Origin of the sequence: Blastococcus sp. Marseille-P5729 (assembly GCF_900292035.1) — a bacterium.
GTDB lineage: Bacteria > Actinomycetota > Actinomycetes > Mycobacteriales > Antricoccaceae > Cumulibacter.
The window spans coordinates 1162429-1188072 of the sequence record NZ_OMPO01000001.1 but is presented as its reverse complement, the minus strand read 5'-3'; the positions used below and the strand labels follow the sequence as shown (position 1 = coordinate 1188072).

The 25644-nt window shown below is 68.1% G+C and carries 20 protein-coding genes and 3 tRNA genes; 8 read left to right on the top strand and 15 right to left on the bottom strand.

The genetic code is table 11. The annotated features are described in order from the left end of the window. From DAA40_RS05870 to DAA40_RS05835, 8 genes are all read right to left on the bottom strand, one after another. The gene (locus DAA40_RS05870; RefSeq protein WP_106848709.1) at nucleotides 1–810 is read right to left on the bottom strand and encodes a class I SAM-dependent methyltransferase; all 810 of its coding nucleotides are present in this window, start codon (nucleotides 808–810) and stop codon (nucleotides 1–3) included. Beyond that, nucleotides 803–1342: a hypothetical protein gene (locus DAA40_RS05865; protein ID WP_106848708.1), complete on the bottom strand. Its 540-nt coding sequence runs from the start codon at nucleotides 1340–1342 to the stop codon at nucleotides 803–805. The genes DAA40_RS05870 and DAA40_RS05865 overlap by 8 nt, the downstream gene beginning before the upstream one ends. Beyond that, nucleotides 1343–3217, bottom strand: a complete 1875-nt coding sequence (locus DAA40_RS05860; protein WP_106848707.1) for an alpha/beta fold hydrolase — start codon at nucleotides 3215–3217, stop codon at nucleotides 1343–1345. Between the two features lie 303 nt (nucleotides 3218–3520). Further along, complete coding sequence (locus DAA40_RS05855; RefSeq protein ID WP_106849285.1) at nucleotides 3521–3955, bottom strand: ubiquinol-cytochrome c reductase iron-sulfur subunit; 435 nt, start codon at nucleotides 3953–3955, stop codon at nucleotides 3521–3523. Nucleotides 3956–4004: 49 nt separating this feature from the next. Next, nucleotides 4005–5501: an NAD(P)/FAD-dependent oxidoreductase gene (locus DAA40_RS05850; RefSeq protein WP_106848706.1), complete on the bottom strand. Its 1497-nt coding sequence runs from the start codon at nucleotides 5499–5501 to the stop codon at nucleotides 4005–4007. Between the two features lie 113 nt (nucleotides 5502–5614). Then, the gene (locus DAA40_RS05845; protein ID WP_158716263.1) at nucleotides 5615–7201 is read right to left on the bottom strand and encodes a Cys-Gln thioester bond-forming surface protein; all 1587 of its coding nucleotides are present in this window, start codon (nucleotides 7199–7201) and stop codon (nucleotides 5615–5617) included. A gap of 141 nt (nucleotides 7202–7342) precedes the next feature. After that, nucleotides 7343–8641 (bottom strand): 3-hydroxyacyl-CoA dehydrogenase, encoded by a 1299-nt coding sequence (locus tag DAA40_RS05840; RefSeq protein WP_199849533.1) that lies wholly within the window; start codon nucleotides 8639–8641, stop codon nucleotides 7343–7345. 308 nt (nucleotides 8642–8949) lie between these two features. Next, entirely contained in the window at nucleotides 8950–10731 is a 1782-nt protein-coding gene (locus DAA40_RS05835) for an acyl-CoA dehydrogenase (RefSeq protein ID WP_106848703.1), read from the bottom strand. Nucleotides 10732–10849: 118 nt separating this feature from the next. Between DAA40_RS05835 and DAA40_RS05830 the strand changes: the two genes are divergently transcribed. Continuing rightward, nucleotides 10850–11551 (top strand): SGNH/GDSL hydrolase family protein, encoded by a 702-nt coding sequence (locus tag DAA40_RS05830; RefSeq protein ID WP_106848702.1) that lies wholly within the window; start codon nucleotides 10850–10852, stop codon nucleotides 11549–11551. Here DAA40_RS05830 and DAA40_RS05825 read toward each other — a convergent pair. After that, nucleotides 11548–12504, bottom strand: coding sequence for a hypothetical protein (locus DAA40_RS05825; protein ID WP_158716262.1), 957 nt, complete (start codon nucleotides 12502–12504; stop codon nucleotides 11548–11550). The genes DAA40_RS05830 and DAA40_RS05825 overlap by 4 nt on opposite strands. Nucleotides 12505–12783: 279 nt before the next feature. Here DAA40_RS05825 and DAA40_RS05820 point away from each other — a divergent pair, with 279 nt between their 5' ends. The 6 genes from DAA40_RS05820 (at nucleotide 12784) to DAA40_RS05795 (ending at nucleotide 19485) form a co-directional block, all read left to right on the top strand. Further along, nucleotides 12784–14097, top strand: a complete 1314-nt coding sequence (locus DAA40_RS05820) for a glycosyltransferase family 4 protein (protein ID WP_234356250.1) — start codon at nucleotides 12784–12786, stop codon at nucleotides 14095–14097. Then, the gene (locus DAA40_RS05815; protein WP_106848700.1) at nucleotides 14097–14810 is read left to right on the top strand and encodes a class I SAM-dependent methyltransferase; all 714 of its coding nucleotides are present in this window, start codon (nucleotides 14097–14099) and stop codon (nucleotides 14808–14810) included. Before DAA40_RS05820 ends, DAA40_RS05815 begins: the two co-directional genes overlap by 1 nt. Beyond that, the gene (locus DAA40_RS05810) at nucleotides 14810–15871 is read left to right on the top strand and encodes a prenyltransferase (protein WP_106848699.1); all 1062 of its coding nucleotides are present in this window, start codon (nucleotides 14810–14812) and stop codon (nucleotides 15869–15871) included. The genes DAA40_RS05815 and DAA40_RS05810 overlap by 1 nt, the downstream gene beginning before the upstream one ends. Further along, nucleotides 15868–16476 (top strand): class I SAM-dependent methyltransferase, encoded by a 609-nt coding sequence (locus tag DAA40_RS05805; protein ID WP_199849531.1) that lies wholly within the window; start codon nucleotides 15868–15870, stop codon nucleotides 16474–16476. The genes DAA40_RS05810 and DAA40_RS05805 overlap by 4 nt, the downstream gene beginning before the upstream one ends. Nucleotides 16477–16541: 65 nt before the next feature. Then, complete coding sequence (locus tag DAA40_RS16585) at nucleotides 16542–17684, top strand: FAD-binding oxidoreductase (RefSeq protein WP_106848698.1); 1143 nt, start codon at nucleotides 16542–16544, stop codon at nucleotides 17682–17684. A gap of 70 nt (nucleotides 17685–17754) precedes the next feature. Further along, the gene (locus DAA40_RS05795) at nucleotides 17755–19485 is read left to right on the top strand and encodes an alpha-glucosidase (RefSeq protein WP_234356249.1); all 1731 of its coding nucleotides are present in this window, start codon (nucleotides 17755–17757) and stop codon (nucleotides 19483–19485) included. Nucleotides 19486–19514: 29 nt separating this feature from the next. On the opposite strand, the gene DAA40_RS05790 is transcribed toward DAA40_RS05795, so the two are convergent. Further along, a complete protein-coding gene (locus tag DAA40_RS05790) occupies nucleotides 19515–20471 on the bottom strand; it encodes a TIGR03885 family FMN-dependent LLM class oxidoreductase (RefSeq protein ID WP_106848697.1) in 957 nt (318 codons plus the stop codon). Nucleotides 20472–20481: 10 nt separating this feature from the next. Then, complete coding sequence (locus DAA40_RS05785) at nucleotides 20482–22167, bottom strand: alpha-amylase family protein (protein ID WP_106848696.1); 1686 nt, start codon at nucleotides 22165–22167, stop codon at nucleotides 20482–20484. A gap of 164 nt (nucleotides 22168–22331) precedes the next feature. Here DAA40_RS05785 and zupT point away from each other — a divergent pair, with 164 nt between their 5' ends. Beyond that, nucleotides 22332–23132, top strand: coding sequence for a zinc transporter ZupT (gene zupT / locus DAA40_RS05780; protein WP_106848695.1), 801 nt, complete (start codon nucleotides 22332–22334; stop codon nucleotides 23130–23132). Nucleotides 23133–23516: 384 nt separating this feature from the next. Here zupT and DAA40_RS05775 read toward each other — a convergent pair. The 4 genes from DAA40_RS05775 to DAA40_RS05760 all read right to left on the bottom strand — a co-directional run bounded on the left by DAA40_RS05775 (nucleotide 23517) and on the right by DAA40_RS05760 (nucleotide 25642). Further along, nucleotides 23517–23589: transfer RNA gene (locus tag DAA40_RS05775), tRNA-Phe, on the bottom strand. Nucleotides 23590–23622: 33 nt separating this feature from the next. Beyond that, nucleotides 23623–23699 (bottom strand) — tRNA-Asp (locus tag DAA40_RS05770). 37 nt (nucleotides 23700–23736) lie between these two features. Beyond that, nucleotides 23737–23809, bottom strand: a tRNA-Glu gene (locus DAA40_RS05765). A 138-nt stretch (nucleotides 23810–23947) separates the two neighbouring features. Then, nucleotides 23948–25642 carry a metallophosphoesterase gene (locus DAA40_RS05760; protein ID WP_106848694.1) on the bottom strand — a complete coding sequence of 565 codons (1695 nt, stop codon included), beginning with the start codon at nucleotides 25640–25642 and terminating at the stop codon, nucleotides 23948–23950. Nucleotides 25643–25644: the final 2 nt, after the last annotated feature.

Here is a 25644-nt window from a genome sequence, read left to right as displayed (position 1 = left end):
CTATCTCTTTCTGTTGGCGGTTGAATCGGACCAGCTCGCGGGATCCAAGACGAATCCCGCGATGTACATCGGGGACGACCGCGAGTAGTGGTCGCCTGCCCAGCTCGACCACGTGAACCGGTGGCGGAGCCCGGCTTCGGTGGCCAGCTTTCCCAACTCGCCGGGGGAGACGAGTCGGGAGATCTCAGTGACCGGCGGCTGCACGGCGTCTCCGGCCATCGCTGTCGTCAGCTCCCAGTGGTCCCCGCCGGGCAGCAGCCGCGAGGTGAGCTCGATCGTGCCGCCTCCCACCTCGAGAAGCTGTCGGTGCACGCCCGTCCGGTGGAGTGCGCGCACGTGGGTCGGATCGTGAGTCTCGATCAGGAGCATCCCGCCCGGGCGGAGCATGGCGACGGCGTTTCGCAGCGTCGCGGCTTGTTCGCGTGGACTCAGTAGCATCGAGAAGGTCGCGCAGAGGCACAGCACCAGGTCGACGCTCGGGAGATCCTGGGGTTCGCGGATGTCCGCCTCGATGAGCGTGGGGTTGGTGGCATGGGGGCGCCGCTTGCCGGCGGCGACCGCCAGGAGCTCCGGCGAGCTGTCCAGCCCGATCACATCGATTCCGTGCTCCGCGAGCGGGATCGCTATTCGCCCGGTCCCTACTCCGAGCTCGACGACGGCCGGGTCCGGCGCCGCACCGGCGAGCAGTGCCCGAATTGCGACGACGGCGCGCTCGGTGTCCGGTCCATCGGCGAAGACATCGTCGTAGATCGCCGCGTATCCGGCCCCGTAGGTGCGTGCCTGGTCGGGCAAGGTGGTGATCTCACTCATCGGGCGTCCAGGGCTCGAAGCGTGAGGCGAAGATGTACCCGATCTCCTCGTCCCCGTCGTACCCGCCGTCGGTGACGACGAGGAACTGGAACCCTCGCGGCGTCGCGCCGTCCTGCACGATCTGGGATCGCACCTGGTCGCGCAGCACCCGGTAAGCCGGAGTGGTAGCGAGCTCGACCTCGGGGTTCTGCAGGAGCTTGATCAACTCGTTGCAGACGTCGTTGATGCCCTTGTCGCGCCGACGTTGCGGGAACCAGATCATGTGGCTCGGACGGCGTTCGGCGATCGAGTGCGTCTCCTGCCAGTGCGTCTGAGTGCCGTCGTCGCAGAGCGTGCGGTGCAAGATCCGGAAGTCGTGCTTGCACGGCTCAGGGGCGAAGAACCGCCAGTTCGGGATCGCGACCCCTGACTTGTCGAGCTTGCGGCATCGGTCGAACTCCCGGTTCGGGTGCTGGCTGAGCGCGGTCGCTGCCAGCCACGCGGCCAGTCCGCCTCGAACCATCAGCTCCATCGTCTTGCTGGCCGTCGACATCTACGCCACCTCCTCATGGGCGCGGTCGGAATGAGCGGAGGAGGCCACCTCGACGAACTCGAGGATCTCCGATACGGCGGCCTCGGCTGTGTGGCGCTCGGTCACGATCGAGTCGTGATCTGCGCCGCGGACGACGACGTGGCGCCCGGCGCTGCTGAGGTCGGCGAGTTCGCGATGCATGGCGCCCTGGGCTTCGTCCTCGACGACGGTTCGCTCGGCGCTGAGGGAGAGGATGGGCACGTCCGATCTCGGCAGGCGGGGAGGATTGCGGAAGTCCCGCAGTATCGCGTGCCACTCACGCTTGGCCGCACGCCACATCCGGGCATCGCGGTACTGCGCGAGCATCGACGCCTGCGCCTCGCGCGGCATCGACCGCACCCACGCCGGAACCTCGAGGAGCAAGCCCGCTCCGGCCGCGAGTGTCGGGGTGATGAGCGAGAGCCCGTCGGAGACGCTCTTGGCACCCAGGTCCTGACGCGGAGAGCGCTTGAGCTCCTCCGAGTGGGTCGAGTCGACCAGGCAGACGGCAAGGGGTGCGCGATCGAGACGGTCCACCGCGCGGAGCGCGATGTAACCGCCCAGCGAGTGTCCGACGAGGACGACGGGACGGTGCGCGGCCACGTGCTCGACGACCTCGGTGAGGCCGCCGACCAGATCGTCGACGACGATCGCGGTGCCGCGTCGCGCCGTGCTGCCGGCGTACCCCGGTCGGTTGTAAGTAACCACCGTTCCGTGGTCGCCGAGCGCGCGTACGAACCATTCCCAGTGCTCGGTCGTGGAGAGCATTGCGTTCTCCAGCACGAAGACCGGCGTGCTCTCGTCGGCCGTGCCGGTGACTCGGTAGGTGATCCGGTTGCCGTCGCGCAACTCGAGCTGACGTTCGTCGCCGCGTCCGGCGAGCGCCCGACGCCTGTTTGCCTGTCGCGTCTGCACGGCGAGTGCGATCAACCCGGCTCCGACGAGGGCGCTGGTGCGAAGGAGTGAATCGTCACGTCGCCCTTCAACCTCGGTGTCGCTGGAGGGGCGGGCGGTGTACTGGACCGGCCCGTGCATCGACATGAACGACGGGACGAACCGGCCGAGGCCCATCACCTGGCCGACGCCCAGGTGGAATGCCGTCGTGCCGGCGATGTAGCCGTTGGCGAGACGACCCCGCGCGGCGTACGCGAGCGGGAAGGTGCACTCGAGCGCCAGGACGGAGACACCGAGAAGCCTCGCCAGCCGCGGGAACCGCTGGGTGAGCTCCCAGAACCGCCGGTCTCCGTACGTCATGGTGCGAGTGACGCCCGACAACGCGGTCCCCTCACGCCAGGAGCGACCAGCGAGCTTGGCCCACCCGGATACCGCATAGGAGAGCGTCGCTTGCAGCGCGACGGCCCAGAGGACATGGTCGGTGACCGCCGTACGTTTGCCGGCCGAGCGGGCGACGAAGGCTGCTGCGCTCGCCAGGAAGCTGACCTGATCCGACCCGTCGGTACCGTAATGGTGACGCGGATGCATGACGACCGACGATGCTGCCAGGGCGCCGTTCGCGGCGGTTCTCAAGGACGGCGACGAGCGGGGCGCCAATACCGCAGCGGCCGCTGCGATTCGAGCAACGTGGACTGCGGCGGTTGCTTCCGGACGCGCGATGAAGTCGAGGAATCGTCGTCCTGCGGCGCTGGTGACTAGGGAGTTGTCGCGGGTGATCTCCCAGTTGTTGACGCCGCCCGCTTGCCGTTCCTTGCCGTTGGCCAGGTGCTCCAGGCTGGACATGAGGTGCGTGAGCGCACCACCACGCTCCATGCGCGTGATTGCGGACTCGCGGGTGGTCGCAGGCGTCGAGGTCAGCCGCTTGGCCAGACCGCTGATCCCTGTCACGAACTCGCTGCGCATTGCCGTGTCCCCTCACCGATTTCCAGTGGTCACGACACTTCACGACCCGGCCCCGCGAGGCCATAGCGAGGGCACAGAATGTCCGCTTGAGGACACGACGCCACGCAGTAGACATGCAAGAAGAGGGAATGATCAACCCTTAATTCAACGTATGTTCATCTCAGCGGATTCCTGCGGATTGCGCAGGATCGATGAAGAAGGCCAGGTCAAACGACCAGTTTCTGCGACAGGTCGATGTGTCGGCGGGTGGTGATGCCCCCGCCTGATCTGCTGCTCCTTGGTGCACCTAGCGAACGCGAGGGGTCATGCTACGACGAAGTAGTCACCCTCGATCTCGATGGCTCGGGTGTCGAGGTCGGTCTCGGCCGGGCCTTTGAGCACCTTGCCTTGAAGGTCGAACTCCGAGCCGTGACAGCCACAGAAGATCTTCTCGTTGCTGACCTCGCGCAGCGTGCACTGCTGGTGACTGCAGATCGCGGACAGCGCGACATACTCACCCTCGGTCGGCTGGGTGATGACCATGCCTGCCTCGGGGTAGATCCGACCGCCGCCGACCCGCACCTGATCCAGCCGGCCGATCCGCTCCCCGGAGCTGAGCTCGGACCGCTTCGGTCCACCGCCCTGCGAGGTGCACGCCGTTAGCGCCGCGGTGGCGGCAACGGCGGTGGTGCCGGCCATGAAGGAGCGGCGGGTGGTCGCGCCGAGTCGGGCGACCTCGGGATCGTGCGGGCCGGACATGGACGGCGCCTCCTTGGTTCGGGACGTCGTCCAGTCTCCCAGATCGGGCTCAGGCGGGGGTGGGCGCCTTGGCGTGCCGTCGCGCGGTGAACTGCATCTGCCGGGTGAGGTCGGCGACGCTCATCGTGGCGCGGTCCAGGGCGTAGTTGTTGCGGACTCGCCACGGCCCGGTAGCGCCGGCCCGCGGTAGCAGGTGAGCGCTCCGGCTGACGTAACCGCTGCTCAGGTCGATCATCGGTCGCTGCTCGATGTCGGGCTGCGCGACGGGCATGGCGACGCCGTATCCGTGCTGGTCCATGTGCTGCAGCAGCCGGCAGACGTACTTGCTGGACAGGTCGGCCCGCAGCGTCCACGAGGCGTTGATGTAGCCGAAGCAGATCGCGGCGTTCGGCACCCCCGATAGCATCAGCCCCCGGTAGAGCCAGCGGGTAGCGGGATCCACCCGCTCGCCGTCCACCGACAGCTCGATCCCGCCGGCGATCTCGAGGGCGAGACCGGTGGCGGTCACGACGATGTCGGCCTGGAGTGTCTTGCCCGAGCGCAGCCGGATGCCCTCGGGCACAAAGGTGTCGATGAGGTCCGTGACCACGTCGACCTTGCCTTCCTTCATGCCGCGGAAGAAGTCGCCGTCCGGCACCAGGCACAGCCGCTGGTCCCAGGGCTCGTATGACGGCGTGAAGTGCTCGTCGAGGGTCTTCGCGTCGACGCCGGACTTCTCGAGGATGCCCCGGAGCAGCTGACGGACCTTCTGCGGCCGCCGCCGGCTCATCTGATAGAGCAGCGAGTTGCCGGCGATGCTCTTGGCCCGGTTGATCTTGTCGGCCACCTTCGGCGGCAGCCGCTTGCCGACGATCCTGGCGATCGGGTCCTCGCTCGGCAGCACGGTCAGATACGTCGGGGTGCGCTGCAGCATCGTGACATGGGCCGCGCCGCCGTCGGCCATCGCGGGCACGACGGTGACGGCGGTGGCTCCTGAGCCCACCACGACGACCTTCTTGCCGCGGTAGTCGAGGTCCTCGGGCCAGAACTGCGGGTGGACGACGGTGCCCCGGAAGGCATCGATGCCGGGAAGCTGGGCGTCGTACGGCTGGTCGTAGGAGTAGTAGCCCGAGCAGAGGTAGAGGAAGCTCGTGGTGACGTGATGCTGCTGGCCCTGGTGGGTGACGGTGAGCGTCCAGCGTTGGTCGTCACTGGACCACTCGGCGCGCTCGACCTTGGTGCCGAACTGGATGTGCCGGTCGATCCCGTTCTCGCGCGCGGTCTGCTCGATGTACTCGCGGATCTCTGCGCCAGACCCGATCATCTGGGCGCTGGTCCACGGCTTGAAGGGATACCCGAGGGTGTACATGTCGGAGTCCGACCGGACCCCTGGGTAGCGGAACAGATCCCACGTGCCGCCGATGGCATCGCGTGCCTCGAGGATGGTGTAGCTGCGCTCGGGGTGCTGCTGCTGCAGCCGGTATGCCGCGCCCACTCCGGACAGGCCCGCGCCGACGATGACCATATCGTGGTGCGCCGTTGTTGAACGAGGTTCAGTAGCCGTCATGGCGTTGATTCTGCGGCGGGCCGGACCGCTCCGCAACCCTCGGCGCGCCCGGCCGCGACGTACCTCGAGACGTGAGACTGCTGTCCTCGCCGCGAGGTACGCCGCTCGTGGGATCACCGGGCGCGCCTGCCCAGCAGGGTCGTGCCGACGCCGAGCAGCAGCAGCGAGCCGCCGATCAGCGCCCATCGGGTGCTGTCGGCACCGGTGTCAGCGAGCTGCTCCGACGCGACGGGCGACGGTGCGGCGGCGCTGGTCGGCGCCGGCATCGACGTGGGCGCCGGCGACGGAGCCGGTGTGCCGGCTGCAGTGCGGCGTGCTCGGAGGGCAGGGACGGCGCTCGTCGGCGGGGAGGGTGCCGGTCGTCGACGGGGTGCACGTTGCCGCGGCGACGTGGTGGACGGCGCGGGCGGGGTACTCGTCGCTGGTGGCGCGGGCGGCTGCTGCACGGTCACGGTCTGCGGCGCGGAGGTGACGTCGGCGTGCTCGGCGACAAGATCGCCGTTCGCGTCGAAGGCCCGCTCGAAAACCACCAGCGTCGTGCCTGGCGGAATGCCTGACGGGAGGACGAGCGGCCCCTCGAAGGTCCCGTCCGTCTGCTCCGCCATGAATGCGACCTCGACCGGCTCACCCACCCGGGCGCCGGTAGCGACGTCGATCAGCTCGCCGGTGACGGTGTAAGTCTCACCGGTCGTGAAGCCCTCGTACGCGACGGTGTCGGTGACCGTGCCTCCTGGGAGCACGAGCTTGTCGCCGTCCGCCGAGTCCACGGCGACGGTGTGCAGCCGCGGAGCGGCCCGCCAGGAGATGACCTTCTCGGCCGTGACGGCGGTGGGCTGGACGGTGGCGAGCACGAGCGTCTGCGTCACCGACTCGGCGTCCGTGCGCGCCGGAGTGAAGATCCGGCCGGTGGGGATGGTGCCTTCAGCGACTGCCGTGATCGTTGCGGTCCCAGGCGGGAGGTCGACGGGGACGTCGAGGAAGACCTCGGTGGCGGTATCGATCGAGTCGACCGGTTTGCCCGCGGCGTCGAGGATCCGCACGCCCTGAGGACCTTCGACGCTCAGCGTGGTCGGGGTGGCGGTGGTGATCATGATCGGGCCGATCCGCTGACCGGCCACGGCATCGTCGGGGACGCCGGCCAGTTCGACCTTCGCATCGGGCACCTCGCTCGTGCCGACATTGTCGGGTCCGGTCAGGTGCGAGTAGAGGGCGACGACGTCCTGCTTCTCGCCCGCGGACCCGACCACGTCGGTTGCCTTCAGCGAGATGCCGTTGCTGTAGTGCCAGATCGCCGCCTGGGTAGCGGCCACGGCCTCCCGCGTCGACAGGCCCTGATCGAAGCTGATCCCGGGAGCGATCTGGTCCAGCGGCAGGTAGGGATAGCTGTGGTGCAGCACCCAGCTGACCTTCGGCGCGAACGGCGCGATCGCCGGCGCCTGGCTCCAGGACGACTCACGGAGCGGTGCGCCCTTACGGTACTTCGTGGTCAGGTCGATGCAGTACGCCGTAGTGACGGGCTGGCCAGGCGTGACGATGTCGTAGGTGTAGGTGCCGAGCTGGCCGTGACCGGCCACCCTGATCGGAACCCCGGAGTCGGCATGGTCGCCGGCATGGCTGGCCGGTTCCTCGGCGATCCCCGGCGACGGGGTGATCAGCAGTACGGCGGCCGCTGCCAGCGCGGCCGTGAGACGGGATTTCATGAGCGTGACCCCTAGCATGGAAGTGAGCGTTCGTCGCCCCGCACGCTAAGGTTCAGGCGGATCGATGGTAAGCGTCGATCCCAGCTGTTGTGGAAAACCCGCGTCCTGTGGACAGCCCCAGGCGCGGCGTCAAGAGATGCGCTAGAAGCGGCCCGCGCCTTCGGCTACGCGTCGCCGGATGAGCTCGGCGGGCTTCCAGTAGTCGCCGTGCTTCGCGTGGTACTCCTCGAGCTTGGCGAGCACGGCAGGGAGGCCGCGGTCCTCTGCCCAGCGCATCGGGCCGCCTCGTTCCGCGGGGTAGCCGTAACCGTTGACGTAGACCACGTCGATGTCCGAGGCACGCTGGGCGATGCCCTCGTCGAGCAGCTGGGCGCCCTCGTTGACGAGCGCGAGCATCGTGCGGTCGATGATCTCGTTCTCGCTGATCTGCTGGCGCTCGATCCCGGCGTCCGCGGCGGCCTTCTCGATGATCTCGTCGACCTGCGGGTCGGGGTGCGGGGTGCGGTCGCCCTTCTCGTAGCGGTACCACCCAGCGCCGGTCTTCTGCCCGAACCGCCCCGCTTCGCACAGCTGGTCGGCGACGGTCGAGTAGCGAAGGTGCTTCGGGCGGGTCGCGGCCTGCCGCTTGCGACCGGCCCAGCTGACGTCGAGGCCCGCGAGATCGCCCATCGCGAACGGGCCCATCGCCATCCCGAAATCCTTGAGCGTGTCGTCGACCTGCTTCGGCGATGCGCCTTCCTCGACGACGAACTCGGCCTCGCGCCGGTATGGCGTCAGCATCCGGTTGCCGATGAACCCGTCGCAGATCCGTGCCAGGACGGGCTTCTTGCCGATCCGCTGCGCGAGCTGCATGCTCGTCTGGATCACGTCCGGTGCCGTCTGTGCGCCGCGGACTACCTCGAGCAACCGCATCACGTTGGCGGGGCTGAAGAAGTGCAGACCGATGACGTCCTGCGGCCGTGAGGTGACGGCGGCGATCTCGTCGATGTCGAGGCGCGAGGTGTTGGTCGCCAGGATCGCGCCGGGCTTGACGATCGCGTCCAGCCGGGTGAAGAGGCCCTTCTTCACGTCCATGTCCTCGAAGACGGCCTCGATGACGAGGTCGGCGTCCGCCGCGTCGTCGAGGCTCAGCGTCGGGGTGATGCGGCCCATGCGGTCGTCGACGTCCTGCTGGGAGATCTTGCCCTTGGAGGCGGTCCGGTCGTAGTTGGCCTGAATGGTGCCCAGTCCGCGATCCAGGCCCTCCTGGGCCTGCTCGATCAGGACGACGGGAATGCCGGCATTGCTGAACACCATCGCGATCCCGCCGCCCATGGTCCCGGCCCCGATCACGGCGACCTGCTCGACGGGGCGCGTCGGGGTGTCCGCGGGAAGGTCGTCGACCTGGACGGCGAGCAGCTCGGCATCGCGCAGGTAATCGCTGGGGGACTGGGCGTTCATGGCTGCTCTCCTTCGGACGACGTTGAGCTCGCGTCTCATTCAACACCGTCCACGGGAGTGATCGCGAACGGCGGACCGGCTCTCGCCGCGCCCGCCGTCCGGGAGATGGAGCATCGGCCTGACCGGTGTCTTCTTCCGCAGGTCTGAACAAGTTGTCCCCGATTGCGGCAAGAACGCCGCAATCGGGGACAACTACCCGCCGGTAACTGGGCTGCGCGTGGTGGGCGGGCCGGTCGGACGATGTGATGGCCGGGCCGGTCGGACGATGTGGTGGCCGGGCCGGTCGGACGATGTGGTGGTCCGGTCGGTCAGAGGACGCGGTCGTCGAGATCGACCAGCATCCGCGACTTCGTCGCGAGCAGGTCCAGCATCGGCGGGACCTTCGGCAGCTCGTACGCGAAGAAGTACTGCGCGGCGAGTCGCTTGCCCTCGTAGAAGTCGCCGTCCTTGCCTTCCGTGGCCAGCGCCATGTCGAGCCAGAGCCAGGCAACGACGGTGTGTCCGAGTGCCTCGAGATAGACCGTGGAGTTGGCCTGGGTGACGTCCGGATCCCCCACCCCGTGCAGCTCGCGGGTGACGGTCTCGAATCGCTCGCACAACGCATCGAGGGAGGATGCCCACTGGGGGTGCGAGCCGGCGGCGCGGGAGGTTGTGTCTCGGATCTTCGACAGCAGCAGCGTCAGGCCGGCGCCGTCCTGCATGGCGACCTTGCGGCCGAGCAGATCGCGGCCCTGGATGCCGGTGGTGCCCTCATGGATCGGGTTGAGCCGCTGATCACGGAAGAACTGCTCGACCGGGAACTCGCGCGTGTAGCCGTAACCGCCGTGCACCTGGATCGCGTGGTCGTTGGCGACCATGCCGTACTGCGACGGCCAGTGCTTCACCATCGGGGTAAGGACGTCCAGCAGCAGGGTGGCCTGGGCGCGTTCCTCGGGAGTCGCGGCGGTCGCCTCGTCGTCGAGCACGCGGGCGGCGTACAGCACCAGCGCAACCGCGCCCTCGACGTACGACTTGGAGGCCAGCAGCATCCGGCGTACGTCGGCGTGCTCGATGATCGGGACCATCGGGTCATTGGGCTTGCTGTTGCGGCTGCGTCCCTGGGTGCGCTCGCGGGCGTACTCGAGCGCGTGGAGGTAGGCGGTGTAGCCGAGCGCCGCCGCACCGGCACCGACGCCGATTCGGGCGTCGTTCATCATGTGGAACATCGCGGCGAGGCCGCCGCCCTCCTCGCCGACGAGGTAGCCGACCGCGCCCGGCCGGCCACCGGGTTGTCGCTTGTCGTCGCCGAACTGCAGCACGGTGTTCACCGTGCCGCGCCAGCCCATCTTGTGGTTCACGCCGACCAGAGTGATGGCATTGCGTTCCCCGAGCGAACCGTCTGGATTGACCAGATACTTGGGAACCAGGTAGAGCGATAGCCCCCGGACACCTTGCGGACCGCCTTCGTAACGGGCGAGGACCAGCGCGACGATGTTCTCGTTGAGGTCGTGCTCACCGCCGGAGATCCACATCTTGGTGCCGAAGACGCGGTAGCTGCCATCGTCCTGGCGGACGCCGCGGGTGGTGACATCGCCCAGCGACGATCCGACGTCCGGCTCGGACAGGCACATGATCCCGGAGTAGCGGCCCTCGGCGATCGGTGGCAGGAAGGTCTCGCGCAGTTCCTCGGACGCGTGGGCGTCCAGCAGGTTCGCGGCGGCGGTGGTCAGCAGCGGGTAGGACGCCGTCCCGATGTTCGCGGCCTGGAACCACATGAAGCAGGCGCGCTGCACGCAGCTGGGCAGCTGCATGCCGCCGGCCTCCTCGTCCATGGTCGCGACGACCATGCCGGTCTCGGCGAACGCGTCGAGGGCCTCCTTGACCTCGGGGATCAGGGTGACCTTCTCGCCGTCGAACTGCGGCTCGTTCTGATCGTTGGCGGCGTTGTGCGGCGCGAACTTCCGGGTGGCGAGCTGCTCGGAGACCTGCAGGAAGGAGTCGAAGGTCTCGCGGGAGTGCTCCTTGAACCGCTCGCGCTCGGTCAGCGATTCGACGTCCAGCCACTCGTACAGCAGGAATCCGAGATCGCGGGCGGACAGGATCTTGCTCATACGGGTCCTCGCAACGGTCGGGTTGGCTGGATGACACCGGGTTCATCCTCAGCCACCCGATGCTAATGGACGGTCGTTCGTTACCGGTGTTGGAGTGATCGCGGGTAAGGATGGACTCATGACCCGCCGACTCGTACTGCTTCTGGCCCTGGTCCTGACGTTGGCCGCGTGCTCGGACGAGCCCTCAGGCGACCCGCCTCCCGCGTCGGCGCCGTCGCCGGCGAACCCGGACGAGGACCCCGGGAACCACGACCAGGTCGGGGTCATCGGTGACTCGCTGACCGCAGAGATGATCGACTACGGCCAGCTCGATCCCGCGCTGCAGGACCTGGGATGGGACGCCGACGACATTCGCCTCGACGGGGTCTGGGGCCGACCCATCAACGGCTCCGGCGCCGGCGCGACGACCGGCGTCATCGAGAGCTGGCGGACGGACGGGTTCGATCCGCGGGTGTGGCTGATCGCGCTCGGGACGAACAACGCCGCAGACGGCGCCTCGTCCTGGCAGCACGACGTCCGCGCCGTGATCAATGAGGTCAACTCAGGCGCCGCGGGCAATTACACGATCTACTGGGTCACCACGGGTTACCGGCAGGCCGACCAGGAGAGCCAGCAGGAGTTCCTCGATACCGTCCAGGACATCGCGACCGAGTACCCGAATGTCGAGGTCGCCGACTACGGGGCCTATCTCGACGAGCACCGTGACGATCCGAAGTGGGACTCGTACTGGGCCGACTCGGTGCACCACTCGGAGTCCGGATATGCCGAGCTGCGGACGCCGTTCTACGTCGAGGTGCTCGAGCCGGAGGCGCCGTCCTAGACGTCTATCAACCACATCTGCAGGTACGGGCTGAACGCGGCGTTGGGGTTCCACTTGTCGTCGATCGTCGCGGTGGCGCGGATCATCCCGTCGCTGACCTCGGACCGGATGTCCTGCAACGAGGGTCCGTTCGGGCTCGTCGGGCCCGAGGGGTTGCTCAACGCCTTGACCAGCGCGTCGGCTCGCGCCTCATCGCCGGGTAGGCAGTAGATCGCGTGCTTCTCGTCGCCGTCGACGGTCAGCCCGACCCCGATCGCCTCGCCGTCCTCGCCTTGGGGCGCGATCAACGCAGCGAGCGGATCGTCCAGACAGCTCACGACGCCGGCGATCTTCTGCTCGTCCTTCAGCGTGTCTCCGTCGGGGTCCAGGGCGTCGAGGTCCGCGTCCTCGCCGCCGATGACGACATCCTCGCCGAGCGGCTGAACCTGGGTCGCCCAGCTGACCGGGTCGGTTGCTTCAGCGACGTCGAGGATCGGATCGCCCTCGTAGCCGAGTTCCGCTGCGCCATCACGGACGGCGTCCTCGCTCTGGCCACCGCTGACCAGGATGACCGCGTCCGGCATGCCGAAACCGACGTTGATCGAGTAGGACGCCGCCTCGAGGTCGAGACCGAGCCCGCTGATGTCAGTCGGGAGCGCCTCGGGACCCGGCCCGCCCCACGACAGCATCCCCGTCCACTGCTTTTCGTCGTCGGCGGCCAGCTCGGCGATCCGCTCGTTGTCGCCGAACAAGATGACATCGAAGCTCGTTGCCTTGGTCGTGGCGGCGCGGACCAGGGTGGACGCGCTGAGCCGGCCGAGTGCCTCGTCGAGCCTCGTGGCTGCCTGCGCACCACCGTTGCTTCCGTCGTCCGGGCGGTTCGTGTCGTCGCCATCGCCAGAGCAGGCGCTGAGGGCGATACCCATCGTCAGGAACATGATGAGGGAAGGGGGCTGCCGAGGTGCCGGTCGCATCCAGACTCCTAGGTGTCGTTGCGCGTGCATCGAACCCGTGGCGGGCCTCGTTCTCGGGCCAGTGCCCAGCAGTCACAGAGCCGGCGCTGGGACCGGCTCTGTGACGATCTGGTTCCAGTGTCTCGCACCCGCCCCGGGTCCCGACTCCCCGGGGCGTCGAGGTGGAGGGACCGCACCGTGGCCAACGCGGGCTGGTACTGGCGAGTAATCTCTACTCATGCCTGCCCACGAACTCAATAGCGACCGCATCACCGAGCGGGCGCGGTCGGTGGGCTGAGCATGACCGCTGGCATGGACGGGCGCGGTCGCCCGTTGCGGATCGCGCTGTCGTCCTATCGCAGCAAGCCGCATTCAGGCGGTCAGGGAATCTACGTCCGCAACCTCAGCCGCGAGCTGGTCGCGCTCGGGCACGAGGTCGAGGTCTTCAGCGGACCGCCGTACCCGCACCTCGATCCTGGCGTCCGGCTCACCAAAGTTCCTAGCCTCGACCTCTATCGGGAGGACGACCCCTTCCGTCAACCTGGCCTGCGAGAGTTCCGGTCCGACCTCGACGTTCTCGAGTACCTGATGATGTGCACGGCCGGATTCCCTGAGCCGAGGATCTTCGCGCGGCGCCTGGAGCGGGTGCTGGGCCCGCGCATCGGCGAGTTCGACATCCTGCACGACAACCAGACCCTCGCGCCGGGCATCCTCCGCCTTGCGCTGCGAGGCCTGCCCCTGCTCACGACCATCCACCACCCGATCAGCCAGGACCGCCGCCTCGAGCTCGCGCACGCCACCGGCTGGCAGCGGATCACCAAGCGCCGCTGGTACGGGTTTGTCGGAATGCAGCGGCGAGTCGCGCGGCGACTGCGGCGCATCCTCACCGTCTCCGAAGGCTCCGCCGGTGACATCGCCGCCGACTTCGGTGTGCTGCGCAACCGCATCGAGATCGTCCCGGTCGGAGTCGCGACCGATGTCTTCCGTCCACCGTCTATCCCACGAGTCGACGGACGGCTCGTCGCGATCGCGTCGGCCGACGTTCCGCTGAAGGGCATCAGCGTCCTCATCCGAGCACTGCGTGACATGGACCCGGGGACGTGGAGCGAGCTGGTGATCGTCGGCCCGTGCAGCGACCGGACGACGGCATCCATCGCGAGCGCCGGGCTCTCCGAGAAGGTGAGCTTCCGCTCCGGCATCAGCGACGAGGAACTAGCCGCACTCATCGGGTCTGCGCAGGCGCTGGTAGTTCCCTCGCTGTACGAGGGGTTCTCACTGCCCGCCGTCGAGGCGATGGCCTGCGCGACCCCGGTCGTCGCCTCCGACGTGGGCGCGCTGCCGACGCTGATCTCGAGCGAGGACGCCCATCCCGCCGGTGTGCTCGTGCCTCCGAAGGACCCGGCAGCGCTTGGCCGAGCGATCGCGGCGGTGCTCGCCGATCCCGAGCGGGCGGCGCGCATGGGCCGCGCGGGCCGCACGCGCGCGGAGTCCACCTATAGCTGGAGAGCCGTGGCCGAGCGCACCGCCGAGCTGTACTACGACGTGATCGAGGCCGGCACTGGCACCTCGGAACCGATTCGCGAGATGCGAACCACGGAAAGGGAAAGCGTCTGATGCTGACCGTTGACTTCGAGCAGTTCCCCTTAGAGCCGGGGATGCAGCTCATCGACGTGGGCTGTGGGCAGGGACGGCACTCCTTCGAGGCGTACCGTCGGGGCGCGCACGTGACAGCGTTCGACATGAACGAGTCCGACCTCGCCGAGGTCGAGACGATGTTCGGTGCGATGGAGGTCGAAGGCCAGGCCGGACCGCAGGCCACGGCGAAGATCCAGGCCGGGGACGCCAGGAACATGCCGTTCGCCGACGACACCTTCGACCGGGTCATCGCATCCGAGATCCTCGAGCACATTCACGAGGACGACGCCGTCATCGCCGAGCTGTTCCGCATCACCAAGCCCGGCGGGCTGCTTGCCGTCACCGTGCCGCGCAACTGGCCCGAGCGGGTCTGCTGGAAGCTCTCCGACGAGTACCACGAGGTCGAGGGCGGGCACATTCGCATCTACCGCGCCAGCGAGCTGGTCGACAAGCTGAAGAAGGCGGGATTCGAGCCCTACGGCCGGCACCATGCCCACGCCCTGCACGCGCCCTACTGGTGGCTCAAGTGCGCGGTCGGGGTCGACAGGGAGAACCTAGCGACGCGGGCGTATCACAAGCTGCTGGTCTGGGACATGATGAAGGCGCCCGCGCTCACCCGGATTGGGGAACGGCTGCTGAATCCCGTGCTGGGCAAGAGCTTCGTGGTTTATCTGCGCAAACCGGAGCGATGATGCGGCGCGCACTCGAGGTACCCGGCGTCCTGACCGCCGAGCAGGTCGTTGCGATCGGCGACTTCATCGCGGCCAGCCAGTACGAGGACGGCTCGATCCCGTGGTTTCGCGGTGGTCAGCTCGACCCCTGGGACCACATCGAGGCCGCGATGGGGCTCGCTGTCGTCGGCAAGTACGACCATGCGATGGCGGCCTTCGACTGGTCAGCGCGCTCCCAGCGGCCGGACGGTTCGTGGCCGATGGAGCAGGTGGACGGCGAGATCCGCGAGGCGGCCGCAGACACCAACCAGTGCGCCTATATCGCCACCGGCGTGTGGCACTACTACCTCATCACTGGCGAGGTGGCCGCGCTCGCGCGTCTCTGGCCGACGATCGAGGCCGCGATCGACTTCGTCGTCGACGCCCAGCTTCCATCGGGCGCGCTGGCCTGGGCGAAGAGCGCAGAAGGTGCCTGGGACCAGACCGCGCTGGTGACCGGCTGCAGCAGTGCGCTGCAGTCGATCGAGTGCGCCTGCCTGATCGCGCATCGGCTCGGCCACGCCCGGCCGCATTGGCAGCGGGCCGGTCGCCGCCTACACGAGGCGATCAGCACCCGGCCGGAAGCGTTCGCCGACCGCAGCCGCTACTCGATGGATTGGTACTACCCGATCCTCACCGGGGCGATTCGCGGGGTGCAGGCGCGTGAGCGCATCGACGCCGGCTGGGATCACTACTATTGGCCCGATCACGGCGTGCGCTGCGTCAGCGACGAGCCGTGGGTGACCGCCGCAGAGACCGTTGAGCTGGTGGCCGCGCTCGATGCGATGGGTGATCACGCCCGCGCCCTCGAGGTCTTCGAGGACATGCACTTCCTGCTGGATCACGAGACCGGCGGCTACTGGACCGGCAAGAACCTCCCTAATGACCAGGTATGGCCGATCGAGCAGACCACCTGGTCGGCCGGCGCCGTCCTGCTCGCCGCCGACGCCCTGACCCAGACCACCGGCGGAGCGGCGTTGTTCCGAGACGCCGGCAGCTGGCCGGTGTGGGAGCGGGCCAGCCAGGAGGGGGTGGCCGGATGATCCCCGCCGATGTCCTCGCCCGCTTCGAGGAAACGACGGGCTTCATGCCCACCGAGGAGGGCGAAGCTCTGCACGCGGTCGCCCGCGGCGCCCGTGCAGGAACGTGGCTGGAGATCGGCACCTACTGTGGCAAGTCCACGGTGCTGCTCGCTGACGCGGCGCGCCAAGTGGGAGCGCGGCTGGTCACGGTTGATCATCACCACGGCTCGGAGGAGAACCAGCCGGGGTGGGAGTGGCACGACGAGTCGCTCGTGGACGCCGACTCGGGCCGTCTCGACACGCTCCCGCACTTTCGACGCGTGCTGGATGAGAACGCCGACGTCCTCTCGGCCATCGTCGCCGACACCCGCCTGGTAGCGACCTGGTGGACGACGCCCCTCGAACTACTCTTTCTCGACGGCAACCACACCGAGGAAACCGCGCAGCAGGACTACACGCAGTTCGCCCGGCATCTGGTGCCTGAGGGACTGCTCCTCGTGCACGACGTCTTCCCCGACCCTGCGGACGGCGGCCAGGCGCCGTGGAACGTCGTCCGACGCGCGGTCGCCGAGGGCTTCGAGCAGATCGCGGTGCACGGATCCCTCCGGGTCTTGCGCCGGAGCTGACCGGACGGCCTTCGGTTGACAGATCCCGTGTCGACGGCTGCGGCGCGCGCGGATAGGGTCTGGCCGTGGAGACCTTCGACGCGATCGTGATCGGCGGCGGCATCGCCGGGGTCTCGCTGGCCTACGAGCTGGCGAGCGATCGGCGCGTGGGCCTGCTCGAGATGGAGACCCACCTCGCCTTCCACACGACCGGGCGCAGCGCGGCGACCTTTCTCGAGACGTACGGCGGGGATCAGATCCGTGCGCTCACCACGGGCAGCCGGGACTTCTTCGAGAACCCGCCGAGCTTCTTGGACCACTCGCCGTTGCGGCCCCTCGGCCTGGTCTGGGTCGCGACGCACGGCCGCGGCGCCCGCCTGCAGCAGATGCATGCCGAGATGTGTGCATTGGTTCCCGATGCCCAGCTGCTCTCGCCGGAGGAGGCGGTGCAGGTCAACCCGATCCTCAAGGGCGAGTACATCGAGCAGGCGATGCTCGAGCCGGGAGCGATGGAGCTCGACGTCCACCTGCTGCATCAGGGGTTCGTCACCGGCTTCCGCGAACGGGGCGGCATCGTTCATACCGCTGCTCGAGTCACCGGCGCGGTGCGCAGCGAGGACTTCGATGAGGACCACGTCTGGACACTCACCGACTCCGGCGACAATAAGTACCGCGCCCCGCTGGTCGTCAACGCGGCCGGATCCTGGGTGGACGTCGTCGCGGCCACCTTCGGAGCGCGCTCGGTCGGGATAGCGCCGCTGCGGCGCACGATCTTCATGGTCCCTTCGCCGCAGGGCTCGCGTACGGCGTCCTTGCCGATGGCGGCGGACGTCGATGACACCTTCTACGTCAAGCCCGACGGCGAGCAGTACCTGTGCTCACCGGCCGACGAGGTGCTGCAGTCGCCGAGCGACCCGCGTCCCGACGAGCTGCGTATCGCGCAGGCGATGGAGGTCATCGACGAGGCCACCCACATCGCCCCGCGCCACGTGCGCTCGTCGTGGGCCGGCCTGCGCAACTTCACCCCGGACCGGCAGCCGGTCGTCGGATTCGACCCGCGCGTCGCGGGCTTCTTCTGGTTCGGCGGACAAGGCGGGTATGGGATCCAGACCGCCCCGTCGATGGCGCGGCTCGGCGCTGCGCTGGCACGTGGGGAACAGCCGCCGGCCGATCTCGTCGCGCGGGGCCTCGACGTCGCTCGCCTGGATCCTGCCCGGTTCATGGGCTAGCCGGCGTCCACCGGTTCGCCGACACGCCACGCTGCCCGGGGAGGCGGTCGCGGATGCATATCCTGGCACGGTGAGCATCGACAACGACCTGACCAGGGACTGGTGGAAGAGCGCCGTCGTCTACCAGATCTACCCGCGAAGCTTCGCCGACAGCGACGGCGACGGCACCGGTGACCTGCGCGGCATCATCGAGCGCCTCGACTACCTGCAGACGCTCGGCGTCGATGTGGTCTGGCTCGGTCCGGTCTACCGCTCACCGCAGTACGACAACGGCTACGACATCAGCGACTATCAGGACGTCGACCCGATCTTCGGGACGCTCGACGACCTCGACGAGCTGATCGAGGAGCTGCACCGGCGCGGCATCCGCCTGCTCATGGACATCGTCGTCAACCACACCAGCGATGAGCATCCCTGGTTCGTCGAGTCGCGCGACCCGTCGAGCGAGCGGCGCGACTGGTACTTCTGGCGTCCGCCCCGGCCAGACCACGCCGGCGGCGAGCCAGGAGCCGAGCCGAACAACTGGAACGCGGTCTTCTCCGGCCCGGCCTGGGAGTGGGATGCGGCGTCCGGCGAGTACTTCCTGCACATGTTCAGCCGCAAGCAACCCGACCTGAACTGGGAGAACCCGCAGGTGCGCTCCGCGATCTACCGGATGATGCGCTGGTGGCTCGACCGCGGGGTCGACGGGTTCCGGCTCGACGTCATCAACCTGATCTCGAAGCCGGAGGGACTGCCGGACGGCGCGGGGTTCACCCAGATCGCCGACGGGCCGCGGATGCACGAGTTCCTGGCCGAGATGAACGCCGAGGTGCTCGCCGATCAGCCGCGGCCCCTCCTGGTAGTGGGCGAGATGCCGGGCGTGACCGTCGAGGATGCCCGGCGCTACACCGACCCGGAGCGGCGAGAGGTCGACATGGTCTTCCAGTTCGAGCATGTCGACCTCGACCACGGGCCGGGTGGCAAGTTCGACCTGGTACCGCTCCCCATGCCCCGGCTGAGGGAGAACCTGATGCGCTGGCAGGTCGAACTCGAGCCGGTCGGCTGGAACAGCCTGTACTGGGACAACCACGATCAGCCCCGTGCCGTGTCGCGCTTCGGGGACGACGACGCGCAGTGGCGGGAGGTGTCGGCGAAGACCCTCGCGACGGTGCTGCACCTGCTGCGCGGTACCCCGTATGTCTATCAGGGGCAAGAGCTCGGCATGACCAACACCCCGTTCGCTGACATCGCTGGATTCCGCGACATCGAGTCGTTGAACTATGCGGCGGAGCAGGAGACCGCCGGCCGGCTGTTCGACGAACTGCTCCCCGGTCTCTCGGCCGGAAGCCGGGACAACGCGCGGACGCCGATGCAGTGGGACGACTCGGCCGGCGCCGGCTTTACCAGCGGCGAGCCGTGGATCGCCGTGAACCCGAATGCCGCACAGATAAACGCGCAACGGCAGGTGGGCGTCGCCGGCTCGGTGTTCGAGCACTATCGAGCGCTCATCGCCTTCCGCCACGACGAGCCGTGCGTGGCGCACGGAGGCGTCACCCCGCTCGCGATGGACCACCCGGACCTGTGGGCCTACCGGCGGGAGCACGAAGGCATCGAGCTACTGGTCCTGGCGTCCTTCACACGCGAGCCGATCGAGATCCCCGCGGACCTGCTCGAGGACTGGATGGACTGCGATGCAGGCGATCCAAGCCGGGACGGCGTGACGGTTGCGATCGCGACCTCGGATGAGGCTGCGAGTGCCGTGCTCGCCGACGGCCGCCTGCCCGGTTGGGAGTCCGTCGTCCTCCGCCGCATCCGGTAGTCACTCGATAGTCGTCGAGCCCACACGCTCTAGTCGAGCTCTGGCAGTACCTTCTCGGCGAAGGTGTCGATGAAGCGCTCCTGGGTCTGGCCGACGAAGTGCAGATAGATGTCGTCGAAGCCGAGATCGGCGTACTCGCGCAGCCAGTCGCGATGCTGACCGAGATCGGCGGACACCCGGACGTGCTCGCGAACCACTGACGAGCTCACGTGCTCACCCACGATGTCGAACTCCGCCGGGGTGGCGGTGTCCCAGCTGACCGGCTCGGCGAACACGTTGGTGCGCCACTGGTCGTGTGCGATCCGCTCGGCCTCGTCCTCGGTCTCCGCCCACGACAGGTGGACCTGAAGGCTGGCCGGACCGCGTCCGCCGGCATCCCGGTACGCCGCCAGCAGGTCGCGCAGCTTGTCGACCGGCTGGTTCAGGGTCGCGATGCCATCCGCCCAGCCGGCGACACGGGCCGCCGACTCGACGGACACAGCAGGCCCGATCAGCGGAGGCACCTGATCGGGCAGGTCCCAGATTCGCGCGCGATCGACTCTCACCAGACCGTCGTGCGAGACCTCCTCGCCCTCGAGCATCCGGCGGATGACGGAGACGCATTCCTCCAGGCGTGCGATGCGCTCCTCCTTGCGTGGCCAGCGGTCGCCGGTGATGTGCTCGTTGGCGTTCTCGCCGCTGCCGAGCGCGACCCAGAACCGGCCAGGGAACATCTGGCCGAGCGTGGCGATCCGCTGCGCGTGCACCGCCGGGTGGTAGCGCTGGCCCGGCGCCGAGACGCAGCCGAGCTGCAGGGAGGTGGTGGCCAGGGCGGCACCGAGCCACGACCAGGTGTAGCCGGAGTGGCCCTGCCGCTTGCTCCATGGGGCGAAGTGGTCCGAGCACATCGCCATGTCGAAGCCAGCGCGTTCGGCGTGCTGGACGTCGGAGAGCAGCTGCCGCGGGTCGATCTGCTCGTGCGAGCAGTGAAGTCCGATGCGAGGCATGTCAGGCCGCCTAGGGGATCGCGAGGTGGCCGGCCTGGCGCACCCGGAGCCACTGGACGCCGTAGCCGTCGAGGGTGACGGTGAGCCTTCCGCCGTCCGGGATCTCGGGTGACTCGTGTGTCAGCAGGTCGGTGATGTGGGGGTCCTCGAACTGACCGGCCGTCGGGATCTGGACCGTCGTCGGGTCGGCGGAGAGGTTGTGGACGGCGATGACCGACGAGTCGTCGAGATCGAGACGGTGCGCGAGGACGCTCTTGCCGCCGTCGTGCTCCAGGACGGTCATCTTGCCCCAGCCCACCTCGGGGCAGGATCGCCGGATCTGGATCAGGCGGCGGATCCACGACATGAGCGAGTCGGGATCGTGCTGCTGGGCCAGTACGTTGATGTGCTCCGGGCCGTAGGCGCCGGGGACGGTGCGCTGGACGAGACGCGACGGGCGGGCGGTGGAGAAGCCGCCGTTCTTCTCAGCGCTCCACTGCATCGGCGTACGGACGGCCATCCGCGCTTCCGCCTCGAGGTCCTCGCCCATCCCGATCTCCTCGCCGTAGTACAGCGTTGGGGTTCCGGGCAGGGCGAACATCAGGGAGTAGGCCATCTTTACGCGCCGTGGGTCGCCGCCGAGCATCGGCGGCAGGCGCCGCTTCAGGCCGCGATCGTAGACCTGCATGTCCTTCTCGGGCCCGAACGCGTCGAAGACCTCCTGGCGCTGCTTGTCGGTGAGCTTGTCCAGAGTCAGCTCGTCGTGGTTGCGCAGGAACATCGCCCACTGGCACGAGCGGTGGATCTCCGGACGGCTGTTCAGTGCCGTGACGATCGGCTGCGCGTCCTCGCGGGCCATCGCCAGGTACATCGCCTGCATGGTGATGAAGTCGAACTGCATCTGCATCTCGTCGGCTGCCTCGCCCCCGAAGAACTTCAGCTGGTCGGAGCGGGTCATATTGACCTCGCCGAGCATCATCGCCGACCCGTTGCGCCACGACATGAAGTCGCGAAGGCTCTTCATGAACTTGTGCGGGTCGACCGCGTACTGCGGATCGGCGTTCTCCGGCTTCTGCTCCAGGAACGGGACGCCGTCCACCCGGAAGCCGTCGAACCCGAGCTGCAGCCAGAAGCCCATGGCGCGCAGGATCTCCTCGACGACCGGCGGGTAGTCGAGGTTGAGGTCGGGCTGGTGCTTGTAGAAGTGGTGCAGGTAGTACTCGCCGGTCTTTGGGTCCTTCTCCCAGATAGAGTCCTCCTTGTCGGGGAAGACGACCTGGTCGGAGGTGTCACCGGGCTCGTCCGAGCGCCAGATGTAGTAATCGCGGTAGGGGTTCTTCTCGGGGTCCTTCTCCTTGCGAGAGGCCTTGAACCACGGGTGCTGGTCACTGGTGTGGTTGACGACGAGATCGGCGATCACCCGGATTCCCCGGTCGTGCGCGATCTGGACGAGCTCGACGAGCTGGCCATGGTTGCCCAGCCGCGAATCGACGCCGTAGTAGTCCATGATGTCGTAGCCGTCGTCCCGGTCGGGGCTCGGATAGAACGGCATCAGCCACAGGCAGTTGATGCCCAGATCGGCCAGGTAGTCGATCCGGTCGGTGAGTCCCTCGATATCGCCTACGCCGTCTCCGTTCGCGTCATAAAAGGTCTCGATGTCGAGACAGTAGACGACGGCGCTCTTCCACCACAGGTCGGTCGTGTCCGTGATTCGCATGTCCCCAGCCTTGCCGACCTGTACGCGCGGCTCAACCGATTCGCCCTGCGGGCCGGTCTTGCTTCACGCGCTCGTAACGTCGCGTGCTGATCGACGACGAGCAGCCAAGCGGCCAGATCCTGCCTAGGTCATCGGGCGCGGATGGGCGTCCGTATTCTGTCTCGGTGCAGGGAGTCTGGTTCGCGCTCGGGGTTGCGCTGCTCGCTGGCCTGGCTACCGGCATCGGCGGGGTCATCATCGCGGTCGGGAAGCAGCCTGGCCCGAAGCTGCTCGCTGGCGGCCTCGGTTTCTCCGCAGGCGTGATGATCTTCTTGTCGTTCGCGGAGATGATGCCTGCGGCGGCCGAGTACATCGGCCGGGAGCAGCCCGAGGACGCGGTGCCGTGGTGGGTCTTCACCGGGTTCTTTGCTGGCGTGGCGCTGATTGCGATCATCGACCGGCTGGTACCGATGTCGATCAACCCGCACGAACCGCTCGAACCCGGGGGCATGGGAAACGGGGCGGGCATCGACCCGGCGTTGCTGCGCACCGGCGTCATGGTGGGGCTCGCGCTCGCGCTGCACAACTTCCCGGAGGGCTTCGCCACCTTCGTGACGGCCCTGGAGGACCCGCGGCTCGCGCTTCCCATCGTCATCGCCATCGCACTGCACAACATCCCGGAGGGCGTCGCCGTCGCCGTCCCTATCCGAGTCGCCACCGGTAGCCGCTGGAAGGCGGCGGGGTTCGCGACACTCACCGGCCTCAGCGAGCCGGTCGGCGCCGTCCTCGGCTATCTGCTGATCCAGCCGTTCATGACCGACACGATCTTCGGCCTCACACTCGCCACCGTGGCCGGCGTGATGGTGTTCGTGTCACTGGACAAGCTGCTGCCGACCGCCGAGAAGTACGGCGAGCATCACGTGGCGATCTACGCGCTGATCGGCGGCATGGCGCTGATGGCGTTGACCCTCGCCGTCGTGCAGTGACATCTGCCTGCCGCGGGATCGAGCGCGGTGTGCTGGGCCGGAACGTCGGTGGTCGAGCGCGGTGTGCTGGGCCGGAACCACGGTGATCGAGCGAGCGAGGCACGAGCGACGCCGAGATCGCCGTCCACAAACACGTCGTCGGTTGCGGCGTCTCGACGTCGGTCGCTGGCGCTCCCTCGCTCGACGACCGTGGGTGGTGGGTCGTGGCGCTGTCTCGCTCGACGACCGTGGGTGGTGGGTCGTGGCGCTGTCTCGCTCGACGACCGTGGATGGTGGGTCGTGGCGCTGTCTCGCTCGACGACTGTCGAGACTCGTCTACCGTAGGGATCTGGGAAACGACGAACCCCAGGTCGAAAACCTGCGTTCTGACCTGGGGCTTTGGAGTGGCCAGGGGCGGGGTCGAACCGCCGACCTTCCGATTTTCAGTCGGACGCTCTGCCAACTGAGCTACCTGGCCTTGGCTACATGTACTGCTCGTCGCTCGCAATGCTGGCGACCCTGACGGGACTCGAACCCGCGACCTCCGCCGTGACAGGGCGGCGCGCTAACCAACTGCGCCACAGGGCCTTGCTATTCAGTTTCTGAAGCACTTGATAGTACCTCGTGACCCCAACGGGGTTCGAACCCGTGTTGCTGCCGTGAAAGGGCAGAGTCCTGGACCGCTAGACGATGGGGCCTCACCCTCCGCCCGACCGCACGCATCCTGCAGGGCGCGTCCCGTCGTTTGGGGCTCAAGAAGCATAAGGGATCGGCGAACCGCCGCGCCACCCGGGGTGCGCTTTGTCACGCCGACCCAGCCACCGGCTCGTCCAGACCTAGCCGCCGGGGCTGGCAGTCGTAGCGGGGGTGGGCTCGGCGGTGGTCTGCGGCTCGGACGGCGCCGTCCCGCTCGTCGGGCCCGACGGGCGGGAGGTGTCGTCGTCCGGCGCGGGAGACTCACTCGGCGTGATGCTCGCGGCTGACTCCTCCGCCTCCTCGATCGCCTCGGGGGCGAGGCTACGGTCGATCGACACGTCGGTCTGGCCCAGCCCACCCAGCCGGATGTCATCCCACGCGATCAGCTCGTTGGTCTCGGTGTCGAAGTAGAGGACCGTCGCGGTCAACGGAGTCGGGTCCTCGCCCTCCAGGCCGCGCAGACCGGCGCCCCCGGTCGACCCCTGCACCATCAGCAGCGTCCCGTTGTCGAGCTGGTCGACGGTGCGCTTGTGGCGGTGCCCGGACAGCACGATGGGCCCGGTCTCCTGCAGGATCTCCTCCGGCTTCGGGTCGTGGAACAGCACGATGTCGGGCCCCTCATCGAGGTCCGCGACGTACTCGGCGAAGTCCTCGGCCGACTTCTCGACCGCCTCGTCGAGGCTGGAGTCGTCGTACGTCGTCCGATCCGGGCTGAACCGCGGATCCCCTACGCCCACGATGGTCAGGCCTTCGATCTCGACGGTGCTCTTTTCGAGCACGGTGACGTTCGGGTACTGGGCAACCTGCTCCTGGGTGGTGAGCGAGTCGTGGTTGCCGCGGATGTACACGTAGGGGATGCCGAGCCCGCCGATGGTCTCGAAGGTCTTCGACTCCTGTGGGGTGCCCCAGTCGACGAGGTCGCCGGTGTCGATCACGAAGTCGATCTGGAACTGCTCGACGAGGCTGGCGATGAGGTCGAACCCGGCGGGATTCATGTGGATGTCGGAGACGTGCAGCACCTTCGTCGTGTTTCCCGTGCCCGGATCCGTCGGCAGCGTCGATACGGCGGTGTAGAGGGTCGACACGTTGGTGACCAGCTTGACCAGAGACTTGCGGTAGTCGGCGAACTTGTCGGCCAGGTCGGTGATGTTGCCGACGATCGCAGGAGCCTGCGCGAGCAGGCCGGTGTACGTCGGCTGCTGCAGTGCCTTCGCATCGAAGGTCAGGTAGCCGACGACGCCGGTGGCGACGATCAGCGCGACCGACGTCCCGACCGAGATCAGCGCCTCGCGAAATCGCCGGAACATAAGGAAACTGGCGATCCCGCCGCCGACGATCGCCCACCCCACGGTCCTGAGCGCGAGCGCCTGCAGAGTGTCACGCAGGTCGCTCTCGACCTCGGCGGTGAGCTGGTCCAGGCTGCTAGCACCGTTGACGTACTGCGTGGCCTTGGCCTGGTCGACCTGCAGCACCGTCATCTCCAGACGGAGCGGTCCTTCGTAGGCGTCGACCTCGAGCGCTCCGAGCGGCGGGATCCGCAGCACGGCCTGACCCGGCCCGACGAAGAGCTCGGCGCTGACTCGGATCGGCCCGATGTCGGCGGTGGTCTGGCCACCCAGCAGGACGCCGATCAGTACCCCGCCGAGCGCAACCGCGATCCGGGCGAAGATCCTCGCGACCGGATGCTCACGCCACCGGCGCCGGACCGTCTCGCTCTCGATGAGCGCGTCGTCCGAGCGCTCACGGGGCTTGACGGGTACGACGTCCGGATCGGCCGGCTCGGCGGTGTGGTCGGACGGCGGGATCGCGTCGTCCGGGCGAGGGCTGTCAGGCATGA

Coding starts and splice junctions, on each gene's coding strand:
- DAA40_RS05870 (WP_106848709.1), bottom strand. CDS start 810: ATGAGTGAGATCACCACCTTGCCCGACCAGGCACGCACCTACGGGGCC.
- DAA40_RS05865 (WP_106848708.1), bottom strand. CDS start 1,342: ATGTCGACGGCCAGCAAGACGATGGAGCTGATGGTTCGAGGCGGACTG.
- DAA40_RS05860 (WP_106848707.1), bottom strand. CDS start 3,217: ATGCGCAGCGAGTTCGTGACAGGGATCAGCGGTCTGGCCAAGCGGCTG.
- DAA40_RS05855 (WP_106849285.1), bottom strand. CDS start 3,955: ATGTCCGGCCCGCACGATCCCGAGGTCGCCCGACTCGGCGCGACCACC.
- DAA40_RS05850 (WP_106848706.1), bottom strand. CDS start 5,501: ATGACGGCTACTGAACCTCGTTCAACAACGGCGCACCACGATATGGTC.
- DAA40_RS05845 (WP_158716263.1), bottom strand. CDS start 7,201: ATGAAATCCCGTCTCACGGCCGCGCTGGCAGCGGCCGCCGTACTGCTG.
- DAA40_RS05840 (WP_199849533.1), bottom strand. CDS start 8,641: ATGAACGCCCAGTCCCCCAGCGATTACCTGCGCGATGCCGAGCTGCTC.
- DAA40_RS05835 (WP_106848703.1), bottom strand. CDS start 10,731: ATGAGCAAGATCCTGTCCGCCCGCGATCTCGGATTCCTGCTGTACGAG.
- DAA40_RS05830 (WP_106848702.1), top strand. CDS start 10,850: ATGACCCGCCGACTCGTACTGCTTCTGGCCCTGGTCCTGACGTTGGCC.
- DAA40_RS05825 (WP_158716262.1), bottom strand. CDS start 12,504: ATGCGACCGGCACCTCGGCAGCCCCCTTCCCTCATCATGTTCCTGACG.
- DAA40_RS05820 (WP_234356250.1), top strand. CDS start 12,784: ATGACCGCTGGCATGGACGGGCGCGGTCGCCCGTTGCGGATCGCGCTG.
- DAA40_RS05815 (WP_106848700.1), top strand. CDS start 14,097: ATGCTGACCGTTGACTTCGAGCAGTTCCCCTTAGAGCCGGGGATGCAG.
- DAA40_RS05810 (WP_106848699.1), top strand. CDS start 14,810: ATGCGGCGCGCACTCGAGGTACCCGGCGTCCTGACCGCCGAGCAGGTC.
- DAA40_RS05805 (WP_199849531.1), top strand. CDS start 15,868: ATGATCCCCGCCGATGTCCTCGCCCGCTTCGAGGAAACGACGGGCTTC.
- DAA40_RS05790 (WP_106848697.1), bottom strand. CDS start 20,471: ATGCCTCGCATCGGACTTCACTGCTCGCACGAGCAGATCGACCCGCGG.
- DAA40_RS05785 (WP_106848696.1), bottom strand. CDS start 22,167: ATGCGAATCACGGACACGACCGACCTGTGGTGGAAGAGCGCCGTCGTC.
- DAA40_RS05760 (WP_106848694.1), bottom strand. CDS start 25,642: ATGCCTGACAGCCCTCGCCCGGACGACGCGATCCCGCCGTCCGACCAC.